Annotated in this window: 11 protein-coding genes; 2 read left to right on the top strand and 9 right to left on the bottom strand. The window is 37.0% G+C overall.

The window, feature by feature from the left end; genetic code table 11:
* Positions 1 to 3 precede the first annotated feature (3 nt).
* The 3 genes from ACP6L2_RS11215 to ACP6L2_RS11205 all read right to left on the bottom strand — a co-directional run bounded on the left by ACP6L2_RS11215 (position 4) and on the right by ACP6L2_RS11205 (position 6,570).
* Positions 4 to 3,213 carry a SusC/RagA family TonB-linked outer membrane protein gene (locus ACP6L2_RS11215; RefSeq protein WP_440509277.1) on the bottom strand — a complete coding sequence of 1,070 codons (3,210 nt, stop codon included), beginning with the start codon at positions 3,211 to 3,213 and terminating at the stop codon, positions 4 to 6.
* A gap of 16 nt (positions 3,214 to 3,229) precedes the next feature.
* Positions 3,230 to 5,095: an FAD-dependent oxidoreductase gene (locus tag ACP6L2_RS11210; RefSeq protein ID WP_440509275.1), complete on the bottom strand. Its 1,866-nt coding sequence runs from the start codon at positions 5,093 to 5,095 to the stop codon at positions 3,230 to 3,232.
* A 185-nt stretch (positions 5,096 to 5,280) separates the two neighbouring features.
* On the bottom strand, positions 5,281 to 6,570 hold the full coding sequence (locus ACP6L2_RS11205; protein WP_440509273.1) for an MFS transporter: 1,290 nt from the start codon (positions 6,568 to 6,570) through the stop codon (positions 5,281 to 5,283).
* Positions 6,571 to 6,823: 253 nt separating this feature from the next.
* On the opposite strand from ACP6L2_RS11205, the gene ACP6L2_RS11200 reads away from it, so the two are divergent.
* Positions 6,824 to 8,077: an ROK family transcriptional regulator gene (locus tag ACP6L2_RS11200; RefSeq protein WP_440509271.1), complete on the top strand. Its 1,254-nt coding sequence runs from the start codon at positions 6,824 to 6,826 to the stop codon at positions 8,075 to 8,077.
* Positions 8,078 to 8,178: 101 nt separating this feature from the next.
* Here ACP6L2_RS11200 and ACP6L2_RS11195 read toward each other — a convergent pair whose 3' ends face one another.
* From ACP6L2_RS11195 to ACP6L2_RS11170, 6 genes are all read right to left on the bottom strand, one after another.
* Positions 8,179 to 9,150, bottom strand: coding sequence for a hypothetical protein (locus ACP6L2_RS11195; protein ID WP_440509269.1), 972 nt, complete (start codon positions 9,148 to 9,150; stop codon positions 8,179 to 8,181).
* Between the two features lie 199 nt (positions 9,151 to 9,349).
* Complete coding sequence (locus ACP6L2_RS11190; RefSeq protein ID WP_440509267.1) at positions 9,350 to 10,003, bottom strand: hypothetical protein; 654 nt, start codon at positions 10,001 to 10,003, stop codon at positions 9,350 to 9,352.
* A gap of 102 nt (positions 10,004 to 10,105) precedes the next feature.
* On the bottom strand, positions 10,106 to 10,564 hold the full coding sequence (locus ACP6L2_RS11185; RefSeq protein ID WP_440509266.1) for a hypothetical protein: 459 nt from the start codon (positions 10,562 to 10,564) through the stop codon (positions 10,106 to 10,108).
* A 289-nt stretch (positions 10,565 to 10,853) separates the two neighbouring features.
* Positions 10,854 to 11,474, bottom strand: a complete 621-nt coding sequence (locus ACP6L2_RS11180) for a dioxygenase family protein (RefSeq protein WP_440509264.1) — start codon at positions 11,472 to 11,474, stop codon at positions 10,854 to 10,856.
* Positions 11,475 to 11,565: 91 nt separating this feature from the next.
* On the bottom strand, positions 11,566 to 12,405 hold the full coding sequence (locus ACP6L2_RS11175) for a LytR/AlgR family response regulator transcription factor (protein ID WP_440509262.1): 840 nt from the start codon (positions 12,403 to 12,405) through the stop codon (positions 11,566 to 11,568).
* 151 nt (positions 12,406 to 12,556) lie between these two features.
* Positions 12,557 to 13,378 (bottom strand): alpha/beta hydrolase, encoded by an 822-nt coding sequence (locus tag ACP6L2_RS11170; protein WP_440509260.1) that lies wholly within the window; start codon positions 13,376 to 13,378, stop codon positions 12,557 to 12,559.
* Positions 13,379 to 13,840: 462 nt separating this feature from the next.
* On the opposite strand from ACP6L2_RS11170, the gene ACP6L2_RS11165 reads away from it, so the two are divergent.
* A complete protein-coding gene (locus tag ACP6L2_RS11165) occupies positions 13,841 to 15,232 on the top strand; it encodes a sulfatase (RefSeq protein ID WP_440509258.1) in 1,392 nt (463 codons plus the stop codon).
* The last annotated feature ends 91 nt before the right edge of the window (positions 15,233 to 15,323 follow it).

Below are 15,323 nucleotides of genomic sequence, written 5' to 3'. Positions count from 1 at the left end.
TAATTAAAAAGTAACGTTAAGACCAAATGAATAAATCTTCTGTTGTGGATAGAATCCATTGTTCACATTTGGCATTTCAGGATCCATGTATTTCAAATGATCCCAAGTGAATAAATTTGAACCAGTCACAAATAAGCGAACGTTTTCAATCTTCGCCTTTTCTGTCAAAGTTCTTGGAAGGGTATAACCTAATTGAACAGATTTTAAGCGCAAGTAATCACCCTTACGAATCCATGCAGAGTTTTTGTTTGCATTATGTGCCGACATACCCGTTCCTTTGTATGAGCTCAATCGTGGAAACTCAGCATTCGGATTATCAGGAGTCCAAGAGTTTTCAACTAAGAAGTATGGCGAGTTACCAAAACCGTAAAACGTACGGGTAAAAGGCGTATTATCATCAACGCCGGTAGTACCTGAAGACCCCTCGTAAGTACCCGCTAGCGTCACATCAGCCAAAGCAGCACCTTGGAATAAAGCAGAGAAATCAAACCCTTTATACGCCAAGTCAATATTTAATCCGAATGTCAATTCTGGAACATTCGAACGACCAATAAAGGTCATATCCTCAGCGCGAGTTAAACGACCATCTCCATTTAGATCACGGAACTTGAAGAATCCAGGTGCGATAGTACCAGAACTTGGTGATTGCGCATTATTCGCTTCTTCCCAAGTTTGGATCATTCCATCGACGATAAATCCTGTTTTCTCTCCAACTGAACGACCAATAACACTCAAATAAGAAGGCGTTCCATCTGCCTCTTGGTATTTTAAATAACGGTTTTTCGACCAGTTGATATTACCGGTTAAACCCAATTTGAAATCACCAAATAGATCGTTGTATTTGATTTGTGCATCAAAACCGCGGTTATCCATCTCACCAATGTTGGCCAAACTTGGATAATACCCGCCAATGGATGCAGGATATAACCCACCAACACTACCTAAAATACCTGTTGTATAACGATAGAACCACTCAAAGTCAAATCCTAATTTGTTGTTTAAGAATGAAGATTCAAATCCTACGTTTAACATAGTTGATTCTTCCCATTTCAATCCAGGGTTCGGGATATTCGATGTGTAAATTGCCGGTACAGGCTTGCCATCAATAACAACTACAGGTCCTGTATTTTGAACAAAGGTTGCTAAGTATGGGAAAGACCCAACTTGCGCACGGTCGTTTCCAGATTTACCATAAGAGGTTTTTAATTTCAAATAGTTAATGGTTGGTACAGATTCAAAGAAATCCTCACTAGACACAACCCATCCTAAACCGACACCAGGGAAAGATTTCCAACGGTTCTCCGGAGCAAAGTTTGCCGAAGCATCCCAACGTGCAGCTGCTTCTAATAAGTATTTCTCTTTGTAGCTGTAATTTACACGTGCAACAACACCTGCACGCGCTTGTTCAGCATTAGAAGATCCTGTAGGAGAAATAAAATCAATAGGATCCTTTGAGCCATAATCAATTTCTTGAATGATATCAATTGGGAAATTCGATGCACCAGCAGAGAATAAATTCCCTTTAACTCCTGAGAATTCATATAAAGTCAATACCGCTAAATTATGATCAGTTGCAATAACCTTATTATAATTTAAACTTGCTTGTAAAGTCTTTCTATAACTCGCCGAATAAGATTGGCGAAGGGTGCTTTTGGTAATCCCAGGCAATGTAGTCAAGTGAACATAATCACCAGTTACTTGATCACGACCTCTACCCATCGTTTCATAAGGGGTTAACCAGGATTTACTTTCTTGGTTATTATAATCGTATGCTGCCTGTACTTTTGCCTGCAAACCTTCTACACCTGGAACTTTTAAGGTGATGTTTGCTTGACCTTGGAATACATTGGAATTATACTTTTGGTAACCAGAATTTTCTACTGCAGCTACTGGGTTAACAAAACCGGCATTTGAATTATAAGAAGTTGGAAGACCATTTGGAGCAAACATTGGCATGTTTGGCAAAGTACGTACTGCTTGATAGAATGGATTCATATAAGCGGTATTGTCAGGAGAAATACCAGGCGTATTAGTCAACATATTTCGTAATCCAACGTTCACTCCGACAGATAGATAATCAGTCAGGTTACTATTCAAATTCGTACGAACATTATAGCGTTTGAAGTTGGTATTTGCTACAACCCCATCTTGGTCCATATGGTTCACCGCTGCAAAATACTGGGTATTGGAATTACCTCCAGAAATCGTAGCAGAGTGATGCTGCGATTGGCTGTTGTTTCCTACAAGCATTCCAATCCAATCTGTATTTCCAAATAATGGATTTGTATTGGTGCCATTACGTACGGCGTCAATTAATTCTTGTGAATAAATAGGCGCAACTGGACTTTGACCTGTATTAATTAAGAAATCATTATCTACTTCAACCCCTTTATTGTACCAAGTCATATAATCTGGACCATCCAAGAATTTTGGGAAGCGAGTATTTTGACCAATACTATAAGAGAAGTCATAAGAAACTTTCGCTTTAGATTCTTTACCACCTCTGGTTTTCACGATAATAATACCATTGGCAGCTTGAACACCATAGGCAGCAGTTGCTACCGCATCCTTTAACACGGAAATAGACTCAATTTCGTTTGGATCTAAGTAGGCTAAGGTAGAAGAAGGTCTTTCCACATCATCAATAATAACCAAGGGACTTCTGTTTGAACCATAAGTACCTATACCGCGAACATATAATGAAGAATTATCTGCTCCTGGACGACCAGATTGCTGTACAGCTGTAAGGCCTGGCAAACGACCTGCTAAGGTATTGGTGATGTTTTGAGCTGGTGTTTTCTTGATTTCATCGCCTTTAATCTGAGAAACAGATCCCACCATAGTACTTTTCTTTTGCGTACCATAAGCGACAACCATAACTTCCTCAATCGCATTTTCTGAGGCAATTAGAGTAATCGTATTCGCATTTGCACCATTAACTTGAACCTCCTTTGTTTGGAAGCCAATAAATTGAACTTGAAGTGTCGCAGGCAAAGCATCAACCTGGATTTCAAAAGCTCCCCGTTCATCAGACATCGTAGTCTGACTCTTTCCTTTTACTTTAACTGTAGCTCCCACAACAGGACTATTCTGCTCATCCTTGATCATTCCTCGCACGATCGACTGCGCATAACTTGCCGCCGATTGCACTAATAAGAACAACAAACAGAACATCTTAAAGATTAAGGTTTTACTCTTTTTCAGATGACTCATAATTTATTTGACTAGTTTATTTAAATTGTTTGTTTTCGATTTTCCCTGTATAGTCGATCTCTTGATCGAATGGCTTTAACACCTTGTCCAGTATGACGGAGACCATCCGCCTATTCAATTTCTCTTTATTATTTTCTAACTGAATATTTTCGGATTTCAATAGCTCTTGCATTTCTGCTTCTGACTTGTTGATTTTGATGTAGGCCAATAAATCTTTCATACCTGTAAGTGTAATTGCAGCTCCAGAAGCATCCCAATTTGTATTCAACTCCGGATAGTACTCCCGTAAGCCTTGCATCAATTCATATTCACTCACTTCACGCTCCGGGTAGAACCAAGTTTGGTTAGCCCATTTATAAGGAACTCCCGAACCTTTCAACAAGCCTGTGGCACCTATTTTTTGCATCACTTGAAACTGAGGATCAGAGACCGGCACATCGATATAAGGCATGATATAAGCTTGATGGTCCAGCAAGGCAGCTTGCACAGCACGAATGGACACTTGAGCTGGCTGCTTACCTTGCTTTACAGCTACAGCTGCCAATGCACCTGAAGCCTGACCAATGCCTAATACCACAGGTTGTAAGCGTGTCGCTCCATTCACAATATTGCTCACACCAATACTCTTCTCCGACACGATTAATCCATCAAAATTCTTTGGAATTAAGGAACCCATTGGCACATTGTAAGAAGGGACACGGATCTTTACAAAATCAATTTCCGGTGCATTTCCATATTTATAATGATGATGGTCAATGGTATAATCACCCACAGCGATTCCTGTTTTATAGTAGGCTTCCTCAGTATCAAAAGGGTTCATAATATGCTGTAAGGCAAATAAGGATTTCGCTTGTAATCTTCTAGACTCACGATGGTAGGGAATCATCGGAAATCCATCCTTAGTTGGATACTCATCGTAAGCAATACCTAAGTGTTTATAGCCAAGCTCATCTTGGATGTAGTACACAAAGCGTAAAGTCATTTGTTTGGCATCTTCTAGCATCACTTTCCGCTCCTCTGGACTTTTCTCCACAATGTTTAAGTAAATATCATTGCCTTTTTTCGGCCAATTGATCATAAACTTTTTGTTTGGAAGAGCCCCATAAGTCAACATTTTATAACAATCATTATTATTGCTGTTAAATGTTGCCGGATCCGAAACATCACAACTCCCAGCAAATTCCGAAGGGTCGTAATTTTTTGGTTTTTTAATGGTTTTATCTGCTCCTTTACCAAAATCTTTCAATGTAACCACATAGGTCATATCTTGAATGATATCATTGGCCTGAGGCAAAGCAAATGTTTCTTTGGTCAGGGATTGGCTGTCCATACCTAAATAATAAGGAACTTGTAAGGATGCCATCACATCACCTAATTCTGTTGCGTCGATTAGGATTTTTGCCTCAATAGTATTTTTCTTTTGTTTTTTATCGCGTACTTCCATGCGCCAACCAGACTCGGTTTTAACTGGCTTTGTCCAGCTCGTTTCAAAAAGAACCTGAATATTGGATTCTTTCTTAACCATCTCTTGCAAAATCTTATTTCCAACAGAAGGTTCAAACAGCGTATTACTAACCCATCCTGTTTCTACAGCCTTAGGTCCACCATAGTAGGCATAAAGCTTTTCGCGAAATTCTCCCCATAAACCTGATGGTAATTTATGGTTACCATCAATGGCAGAAACGCCAGCAGATGTTAACATACCTCCTAACCAGACTGTCTCCTCTATAACAATAGATTTAACGCCCATCCGGGAAGCTTGAATAGCAGCCATCGTACCGCTAGCCCCTCCCCCAATAATCAATACATCTGTTTTAAGCTGACTATAAGCTTGTGAAATGAATAAAATGAAAAGTAAACTAAGACCGTAAATCTTTTTCATAGGTGTTTAGCTATAATTATGTTAAATCAGTTAGTACGTGATTTATCATAATTAGGTGATTCTATAGTAGGTTTTTATTATGGAACTAAATTATAAATAAAAATAATAATGACCAACATATTTTTAAATTATTTTAATTATACGTTGGTCATTATGATATTTTTTAATTTAAATAGGCTAAATCACTAGGTAGCCGGCTCTTCTTGTTCCTCAGGCTTACGTAATGGCACTAACCAAGTAACCACAAAGGCTGGAATAGTAGCAATCAATACCCAAATAAAGAACTCTTTATAACCTAGGTGATCACTCAAATAACCACTTATCATCGAAGGGATCATGAAGCCAAGATTCATAAGACCACTACCGAATGCATAGTGCGCCATCTTATATTTACCAGGAGCGATATTCTGCATCATAAATAGAATCAAGCCTACAAAGCCAAATCCATAACCGAAATATTCTATAATGACCGCAGAGGCAATGAGATACAGGTCAGTCGGCATGGCGATAGCCAAATAAGCATATGCAGCAAATGGAATATTAAAAAAGGCACATAGCACCAATAAAGTTTTTCTATTCAATCCTTGCTTCGCCACATAATTTCCAGCTAAAATAGATCCTAAGACGAAGGCAATAGCACCAAACACACCATACAATAATCCAATCTCTGAAGTGCTTAACCCCATTCCACCTTCCTCTCTTGAAGCTTTGAAAAACAAAGGTATAATCTTAATAGCCTGACCTTCAGCAAACCTATAAAACACGATAAATGCTAAACTAAACCAGATATGTTTCTTTTGGAAGAAAGAAATAATGACATCCTTCAATGTAACGAAGCCTTCTTTCAAAGAGCTCGTTTGAGCAGCTGGCTGACCGGATGGAATTGCCCGCATATTATATACACCAAGCAATATCATAATCACCGCATAGCTGAACATTACTATCATCCAAGCGTTTACCACCCCCATATTCTTTTCCAATTCACCGGCCAAATAAACCAAGGCACCTCCTGAAAAGACCTTTGCTATATTATAAAAAGCACCTTGCCAGCCCACATACTTTGCCTGCAGTTTAGCACTTAACTCATTCAGATACACCCCATCGGCTGCTGTGTCATGGGTAGCACCTGAAACCGCGATAATTGCAAGAATCGCAATGGAAATACTGAAAAAATGATCTAGCTGCAAGGAAATTCCTACCAATCCAAATAATAGTCCCGTCAAGATCTGTGTTACAAAGACGAAGAATTTCTTTGTTTTATAGAGCTCTAAAAAAGGCCCCCACAACGGCTTTAAGGTCCATGGCATCATAATCAGCGATGTCCAAAAAGCAATTTCACCATCGGATATCCCCAGGTTCTTATACATTAAAGATGCAGCGGTAGATAGAGCGACAAAGGGTAAGCCCATAGCAAACCAGGTGGAAGGGATCCATTTCAACGGGTGTACTTTCTTGTCTGTAGCAGGTTGTTTCACAGTATATTAATTAAGGTTGTATATTTTTAGGTATATTATTTATGCATTTCACTTTTCGCAAGGATTTTACCGTACATTAGCGAAGAAGTTTTATCTGGTAGACTTGTTTACCATTGAAACAATGGAAAACGATCAATTATAATAAATAAATAGCAAAACATAAAACTAGTTTTTAAAATAATTTAATAATATCAATATTTTTACTAATATCGCATAGTAATTAAAGTATGATATAAAAACAGTGGTAAGTAGCATGACCTTAAATTTTTTAAACGAGATTCAGCACGGGACAAACTCGGGCGTTGCCTATAAGAACATCCGCCTTAAAAAGCATATTTTATCTTATTTTGCCCAGAATGAAACGGCTACCATTGCCGAATTAAGTAAGGAATTCAATGTAAGTGTTCCTAAAATCAATGAGTGCATTTCTGAGCTTATTCAAGATCGTCTTGTAAAAGACTATGGCAAAACAACGGCTACTGTTGGTAGAAAACCTAATTCTTATGGTCTTGCTGCCAGTGCTGCTTATTTTATTGGCGTGCAAGTAGGCACAGACAGCCTTAGCATTGCCATGATCAATCTGAAAAAAGATATCGTTGCACAGAAGGATGATATCCCCTATCACTTGGAAAACAACGAAGAGTCCTTAAAACTGATTTGTGATAACATCATGGAGTTCATCTCCAAACAATCTATTAATAAAGAGTATATACTTGGTATAGGTATAAATTTATCTGGAAGGATCAACTACCGAACAGGGTATTCATACAGTTATTTCAATTTCTATGAAGATCCATTATCAACTTATTTTGAGAATGCGATTGGCATACCTACCTATTTGGAGAATGACACCAAGGCATTATCCTATGCAGAATTCTCAAGCGGCGTATTGACCAATGAAAAGGACGCATTGTATGTCAACATCGATAATGGTATCGGTTTAGGTATCTTAATAAATGGTCAATTATATTATGGTAAATCTGGATTCTCAGGTGAATTTGGTCACATCCCTATTTTCGATAATGAGATCATCTGTAAATGTGGTAAAAAGGGCTGCTTAGAAACCGAAGCTTCCGGACGTGCGCTTCGAGCAAAAATAATTGAGGAAATAAATGCGGGTGCAAGCAGTATATTGACCAAGAAATTCAGCAATATCGAAGATATTCGTCTTAACGACATTATCCTTGCCGCTAAAAAAGACGATAACTTATCCATTGAAGCTATCAATTATATTGGGGATAAATTAGGACGCGGAATTGCTTCTCTAATCAACATCTTTAATCCAGAACTTATCATCATTGGTGGGACACTAGCAAAATCAGGTGAATACCTGAGCCTACCATTAAAAAATGCCATTAATAAATACTCTTTATCCATCGTCAATAGAGATACGAAGATTACATTGTCTTCTAATGGTGAAAAACTGGCAGCCTATGGCGCATGTTTATTGTTAAGAGATAGACTATTAGAAATTACAGAATTACATCTTAGCAAAGAGGCGATTTAAATCTGCAACATAAAAAAGCATCCCTACACACCTGTGAATCTTCACAAATACGTAGGGATGCTTTCTTTATTTACAATTCTTTCGAAAAAGCGCTGCAGCTATTATTTCAGCGGTTCATTTGTTTGAGCTAATCGTTGTGAGCCTGTGTTAGCGGGACAAGCAACATCATCCGTAGCATCATAGATTAACTTCTTCGAGCCTAACTTGGCGATCAAAGCCTCCGGTACATAGATCTGTGTTTTTGTTTGTGAATATCCACTAGGGTAATAACGCACATAATATCCATCAGGATGTAAAGTCCAGATTCCACTCGGGAAGTCAGTACGAACTGGTGCCATACCTGCCATGATCGCATACTGTTCAAATTCAGCATACGAGTAATTACCTGAAGCAACCAATTGGCGAATGTTATTTTCAGCTTCAAAGATGGTCTGCAAAGCTGGAGGCATACTCGCTTTCGCTTTCTCCATCACATCGAAAGGAAGAATTCCTAAAGCTCCACCTTCCAATTGCAACAGTTGTTTTGGTGTCAATAGCTTGATGGCTGTAGCCTTAACCGGACCAGCAAAATTGACAAACTTTGTTTTAGCAATAATTGCCCAAAGCAACATCTGAATATCGGATTGTTGAACTTCAGGATGTTTTTCTGCACTCTTCAGAATAGCAATAACAACATCACGCTTTTTACCTAAAGTAGGTGCATACATATAGCCATCGCCAGATGAAGGCGCAAAAGTACCGGCCTTCAAACAATAGCTTTTATTAATCATTTCATAGTGACCTGCTTGTAGAACAAAGCCATCAGAGCCATTTCTTTCCAAACCAGTCAATGGAGCATAGCTTGCTGAATTTTCAAACTCAGGCATCTCTTTGCCTTTTTGATCTACATCATCAAAACTCGTAGAAATAGCCTCTGGTTCTTTTAGAATCTTATCTAAACCAAGAGATTGAGCTCCTTTTGATGCAACTGCCTTACCAGCTTTATTTAACAAATCCCCAAATTGCGCAGAGGCAAATTGAACATTAAACATCAATGTAAATAATAGAAAGGCACTTAATTTTAAACTTTTCATAGTAGTATTAAATGTGATTTTATCAATTAACAATAAAAATAGCCCAATCATTTGAATTTCAAAGTCATTTTAGATTAATTAATCGATAAATAATACGTTCAATTATTTTCTGTATTATTTCTTAAAATCCAATAATTGAAAAACTAATTATTTTGACAACTGAATTTCATAGTATTCTTGGCTAATGACATCACTATATTTAATTGGGCATTAAAGGTATTTGCACCTTTAGATTTGGATATTGCTCACCCAATTTTTTCAGAAAATCGCTTGCAATAACAATTTCTTCTTTCCATTTTTCTGCATTCATGCTAAATGGACTAGCTGCTGTAGATGCAAAAGTAAATACTAAAGCACTAAATATGACAACCTCCATCATTCCACTTTTACTGGCAAGGGTCAGTTTATATGCTTTTGTATGCTCACCTTTTTGCAAGGCAAAGGCTTTCAGATTTCCTGTAAGAGGAATCTCTTCTATGGTAGATTCTTGAAGGCGTGTAGGATTAAAAACATAATGCTCTGAAATATCCCCATCGGTATCCGTATCGAAAAGATGCAGTTCTCCCCTATTTAGCACTAAATATTTGGGTGTTTGCATGGTGGTAAAACGCACCGTACCTAAAGTCGCCAGTCCTTTCAAACCGTCTTTAATGCCATCTTTTATAGCGTCTTTATTATTGTAAGAAGCATTGGCATAAGTTAAAGCCTCTATTTGCTGACCATCCATTTCTTTCTGGAGATATGGAACTTCATTTCTGATAAAGTTTTGCAAATAGCGATCTGCATCTGAAAAGGCAGCTGTAAAATCAGTATTCGCCAATATAGCTTGTTGACTCTTTCTTTTCTTATTCATAAAAATCATGAAGCCGGTATAAACAACTACTATGACAATGAAGAAAACGATTAATATGGTTGTGTTCATAATGTAAGATATTTGATGTTCAATAGCTATTTACTACATCTCTTTAGCCTGTACAGGTCTCTTTTTACTTGGAAGCAAACCATAAATAATGATGGCAATAATTACTAATGCAATTGCCTTACCTCCATACTTATTGTAAAAAGGAACTTGATTTAACTTTGCTTTATCCAGCTTTTGTTCGGCTAAAATTGCATTAAGTTCTGCCTCAGGAATTTCATAATAGGTATCCTCGACCTCATCATATCCCACCAATTCCGGATCCTTTGTAATCCACAATGGAAGAAAATAGGCAATATTGAATTCGGTATGTTTGGTTGCAAGGTCAATATAACGACCCGGACTTAATTCAAATTCTTCCGTATTTGGAAAATCATGAACCTTCTTCAGCACTTCAATTTCACCAACTGGAATCTTGGCTCTTCCAAATGAACTGTGCGAACTAAACAACACTCCTAGTAAAATTAGTACGGAAAATTTAATCTTTGTAGACATAATGACTGCATTTAAGTAATGGATTATTAATAGTTATTTAAAAAATATTAGCGTGTATTTTGTAACGAATATAATACAATCAATTAAGTTAAAAAATTATTTTGCTGTAAAATTTAGTTGCATAAACAAACTATAAACCTCCATTAGAAGGAAAATACAATCATAGCTATTAAGACAACCCTATTAAATTTAATCTTTACTAAACCATTAAAATTATTGAATAAGCAAAGATTTCAGTACTTAATTATGTAATTATAATCTTAGAACGGCAAGAAATTATTTATCGGTTTTAATAATAATCCGGAATATTCTTTCCCAAAATAAGATCACGATTGATATGCCACATTCCATTAACCATTTTTGGTACAACCACCCCAAATCCTCCTCTATTTTTTAATCGAGATTTGAATTGATAAGTAAACAATGGGTCGTCTGAAAAGAAGTATTCATCTAAATAATATTCATTTTTACCGGGCTCCTTAATGGTAATATGGATATGTTCGGGTTCTGATCCGTCAGGATAGGAAGCAGGTCTAAAACTATAAAAGGTAAATTCCCCATCTTTATTGGTTTTCGCCCAGCCACGGATATAACCATGTCTTTTTGCCCAACCTTCTTCATTTCCCTTGGTTTGATAAACACCTTTTCTGTTGGTATGATAGATGTAGATTATCACATTCTGCGCTGGCGTCTTTCCATCTACTTTATAAACTGTACCTGTGATCTTCATCTTTGGTTCATTGTTCCAGAACTCAGGTAAAGTATCTACGGCACTTAATTTTTTATTGCCATATTCATAAATAGCCTCACACCCTTCGCATGGTCCACCGATATGATGTCTTGGTTGTGCCTCACAGGAATAAAACAGGATTAGCAAACATAATTTGCTTAGTAAAATTAGCTTTTTCATATCTTTCATTAATAAGTTTACGAATGAAAGGTATAGACTAATTTACTGCATGAAAAGGCCTTAGAAGTCAATTTAGGCTAAGCTGAGGGATTTACTGCTTAAGCTGAGGAGTGTTATGCATTTTCATTTTGAAATCTGTAGCATAGTTACGACTAACCCGAACTATTTCACCGTTTGCTAGGTAAAGATCATAATCTCCGTTTAAGCGTGAAGTAAAACTTACTACTTTAGAAATGTTAACAATGCACGTTTTGTGAACTCGAACAAACTTAGATTCATCCGACTGCTCCAGGAAGGATTTCAAGGTTTCGTTATGTAGATAACTTTTATTTTCTAATTGGATGCAGATGTAAGGACTCTCTGATCTTATTTGATATACATCAGCAAGATGTAGGACTACCTGCGATTTGCCTGAATGTACAATAATTTTATCCAAATGCACCTTACTGGGTTCAGAATCAATGGATGGATGTTCCTTTGAAGAATAATAAGCCAATAGAACAACGAGTAAATAAACAAAAAGAACACTCAACAGGTCATGCTCTATCGCATAGATAAGGAATTTGTAGGGACCAAAATGCGCCTCATAATAAAGATTAGAAAATATGGATCCCAAAAGTGAAAATAAGACTAAATGCAAAACAATAGCCAATATATAACACATGATCAATACATCTAACTTATCAATGGTTTTATACTTCCTAAAAAAGTAATTCAAGGCACATGTAAAAGGAATAAACAGAAGCCAATGAACTTTAAATAACAAAGACTCGCTTAGAAAAAAAGAATAACCATTTCGACTTGCAATTAGATAATCCTGAAATACGGAAAGCCCTATTATCATAGCAATACCAATCAGGATACCTATAAAAGTTCTTTGCTGATTAACTAGAAGATTCTCCTGTAAAAGCTTACCAAATGAGTTACTCATAAAGAAGTCATAATTAAATGGTTAACCTATCAAAGATAGAAAAAAGTAAAATTGAAAAACATCTTCGAATCAAAAAACATTAGATCAAGAAATCAAAATTCAGCGATAGAATCAAAAAGGAAAAGAATCAACTATATTAGATATTCCTATTCTAATTAGTCAAATTATTCAGGGTCCAAATAATTGCTTTCTCTTTTGTTGCTCGGAAAATCGTATTATGCTTTTCCTTTTTTTCATCGGAATATTTCCATACGATGTTTGTAGGATTTGTTGTTTTAAGCTTTTCAGCTAGATTTTTGGTATTGCCGGAAATATCTGTTGCACTTGAACCCGCAAACCAAAAGGTCTTTTTAGAAGTAGGAAATTTATCTAAATATTGACTCGATTGTTTGACCAAATACGCATCATTCCACCAGATGGAAGGGTCAAAAGCTATATAAAAATCAAATAGTTCTGGCTTTAAAAGCAATGTCTCTGTAACGAATAATCCAGCTAAAGACTCCCCTATAATTCCTTTTTTATTGGTGACTCTATATTTTTTATTGATTTCGGGAATAAGCTCTTCTTCAATAAATGCCCTGAACTTTTCAGAACCTCCACCTTCAGGCAGCAATTCCTTATCCTTTGCAATAGACGTTGGACCCGTCAAATCTCTCTTTCGAACTGTATTCTCTATTCCAACCAAGATTACTGCAGGTATTTTATTGGCTTTGATTAAATCGTTCAAAGTATTGGCTATATGTGGAAAGTCCTCTTGAATTCCACCATCCGGCATGTATAAGACCATGAAAGAATCTTGGCTGGATTTATAGGACTCCGGAGTCCAAATATTGATAGTACGCTCCTCTCCCACTTGTTTGGACTGTATCTTGATCGTTTCATGTTCGGGTATAGGATCCTTTTGCTGCGCAGAACAAGATATAAAAAAAAGAAAGAACAGAGGTAATAGTAAGTTAGTATGTAAGGCTTTCATGGATAAATATTAATTGGGTGTATAGTTTTAATAGTACTGTCAAAATAAATTAACTGGAGACTAATATACAAAGGGGATGGGGGAAATAGGAAGGTTTGGTGAAAAATGGATATTTTTTTGTAGGAAGAAAACGACATGTAAGTTCATCCCCTAACATGTCGTTTCATTTTTAAATTTATTTTACCAGGGCACCATTCCTGTTTGAGGATTAATTTCTTCACTAAAGAATTTCCCTGTTGGACCGTTGTTATCAGTACTACCTAATACAAGCAATATTACAGTCGAAACCACCCTTGAAATTAAAAATTCAGGAATTGAAAAGCTATTTAGGAGAATCCCGCATTTGCTAATTATTAATCTATTTAATATATTGACTGGTTGCAGATCCTAAACCATAAATAATAAACCTGAGGCTGTCTAATTGATCCTTTTTCATAAGACGGACTCTACATTAACAACCTTATGAAAACCTTAAATATCCTTTTCGTATTTATCCTTTGTTGCATAACATGTTCCTATGCACAACAAGCTCCACCTAATATCATTGTTATCCTAGTGGATGATCTCGGATACAAGGATGTCGGATTTATGGGTGGACACTATTATCGTACTCCACATTTGGATAGCTTGGCAAAAGAATCTTTAGTGTATGAACAAGCCTATGCCGCTGCATCAAACTGCGCTCCTAGCCGTGCAAGTCTATTGACAGGCCTACAAACTAGTAGACATGGCATATATACTGTCGGCTCTTCCGAAAGAGGTAAAACCGAAGATAGAAAATTAATTCCCATCAAAAATAACACAACACTGGATAGCAATCTTCCTACCATTGCGACGCTCCTAAGTAAGAAAGGATATCAAACTGCGGCCATAGGCAAATGGCATCTTAGTGACTCTCCTCTTAACCATGGCTTCTCATACAGCTTTGGAGGTAATCATAGCGGGCATAATAAGCACTTTTCTCCCTATAAAAACAAGGCAATACCCGATGGGAAACCTGGCGAATATTTAACAGACCGAATTACAAACGAAGCCATCGATTATGTCGGTCAGCAAAAGCAATCTTCCCCTTTCTTTTTATACCTTTCATACTATGCGGTGCACACACCTCTAGAAGCGCCCGATTCATTGCAAAACCACTATAAAGGCATAAAAGGAACAGGTGAACGGGATTATCCTGTTTATGCTGCTATGATCGAATCTTTGGATCATAATATTGGTAAGCTTGTCGATAAACTCAAACAGCAAGGACTTTTGGAGAATACGGTCCTATGGTTTTGCTCGGACAATGGAGGGATAAATACCATCTCTCCACAACAACCTCTGCGCGCAGGTAAGGGTTCTTACTTTGAAGGTGGAGTCCGAATCCCTTTCTTTATACACTGGCCTAAGCAAATACAGCCAAAGCGGGACAGCAGTACATTAGTCAGTCATCTTGACCTGTTACCGACTATAAAAGAGATTGTAGAAGATAAATCTCCACAATTATTAGATGGTGAATCGTTATGGAGCAATATTCGCGGGGAGGATGTTCTACAAGATCGAGTGTTGTTCTGGCATTTCCCGATATATCTGGAAGCTTATAACCCATCTAAGGATGATGGTCGTGATCCGAAATTTAGAACTCGTCCAGGAAGTACCATACGAGTTAAAAACTGGAAACTCCACCATTACTATGAAGATGATGTATACCTTTTGTATAATCTATCATCAGACATCGGAGAACGAAAAAATAAAGCATCCGAATATCCCGATATCTTGAAAAAAATGAAGTCAGAATTGAAGAAGAAAGTTTTGGATACACATGCTAAAATCCCTAGACAACTAAATCCGAATTATAAGGATAGGCTGTGAGATAGAGCTGATCTTGAATTGTTGGTTAGCATTAAAATTGAATATTTTAAGTTCAAAACCTTTAGGACTTAAAGCTGAATAGGAAGATTGC

The organism is Sphingobacterium lactis (assembly GCF_051951495.1).
In the GTDB taxonomy this organism is placed as follows: Bacteria; Bacteroidota; Bacteroidia; order Sphingobacteriales; family Sphingobacteriaceae; genus Sphingobacterium; species Sphingobacterium lactis_A.
This window is presented reverse-complemented; position numbering and strand designations above follow the sequence as displayed.

What these genes read in the sequence shown, in the direction of transcription:
- ACP6L2_RS11215 (WP_440509277.1), bottom strand. Translation starts at nt 3,213, where the DNA reads ATGAGTCATCTGAAAAAGAGTAAAACCTTAATCTTTAAGATGTTCTGT.
- ACP6L2_RS11210 (WP_440509275.1), bottom strand. Translation starts at nt 5,095, where the DNA reads ATGAAAAAGATTTACGGTCTTAGTTTACTTTTCATTTTATTCATTTCA.
- ACP6L2_RS11200 (WP_440509271.1), top strand. Translation starts at nt 6,824, where the DNA reads ATGACCTTAAATTTTTTAAACGAGATTCAGCACGGGACAAACTCGGGC.
- ACP6L2_RS11195 (WP_440509269.1), bottom strand. Translation starts at nt 9,150, where the DNA reads ATGAAAAGTTTAAAATTAAGTGCCTTTCTATTATTTACATTGATGTTT.
- ACP6L2_RS11190 (WP_440509267.1), bottom strand. Translation starts at nt 10,003, where the DNA reads ATGAATAAGAAAAGAAAGAGTCAACAAGCTATATTGGCGAATACTGAT.
- ACP6L2_RS11185 (WP_440509266.1), bottom strand. Translation starts at nt 10,564, where the DNA reads ATGTCTACAAAGATTAAATTTTCCGTACTAATTTTACTAGGAGTGTTG.
- ACP6L2_RS11180 (WP_440509264.1), bottom strand. Translation starts at nt 11,474, where the DNA reads ATGAAAAAGCTAATTTTACTAAGCAAATTATGTTTGCTAATCCTGTTT.
- ACP6L2_RS11175 (WP_440509262.1), bottom strand. Translation starts at nt 12,405, where the DNA reads ATGAGTAACTCATTTGGTAAGCTTTTACAGGAGAATCTTCTAGTTAAT.
- ACP6L2_RS11170 (WP_440509260.1), bottom strand. Translation starts at nt 13,378, where the DNA reads ATGAAAGCCTTACATACTAACTTACTATTACCTCTGTTCTTTCTTTTT.
- ACP6L2_RS11165 (WP_440509258.1), top strand. Translation starts at nt 13,841, where the DNA reads ATGAAAACCTTAAATATCCTTTTCGTATTTATCCTTTGTTGCATAACA.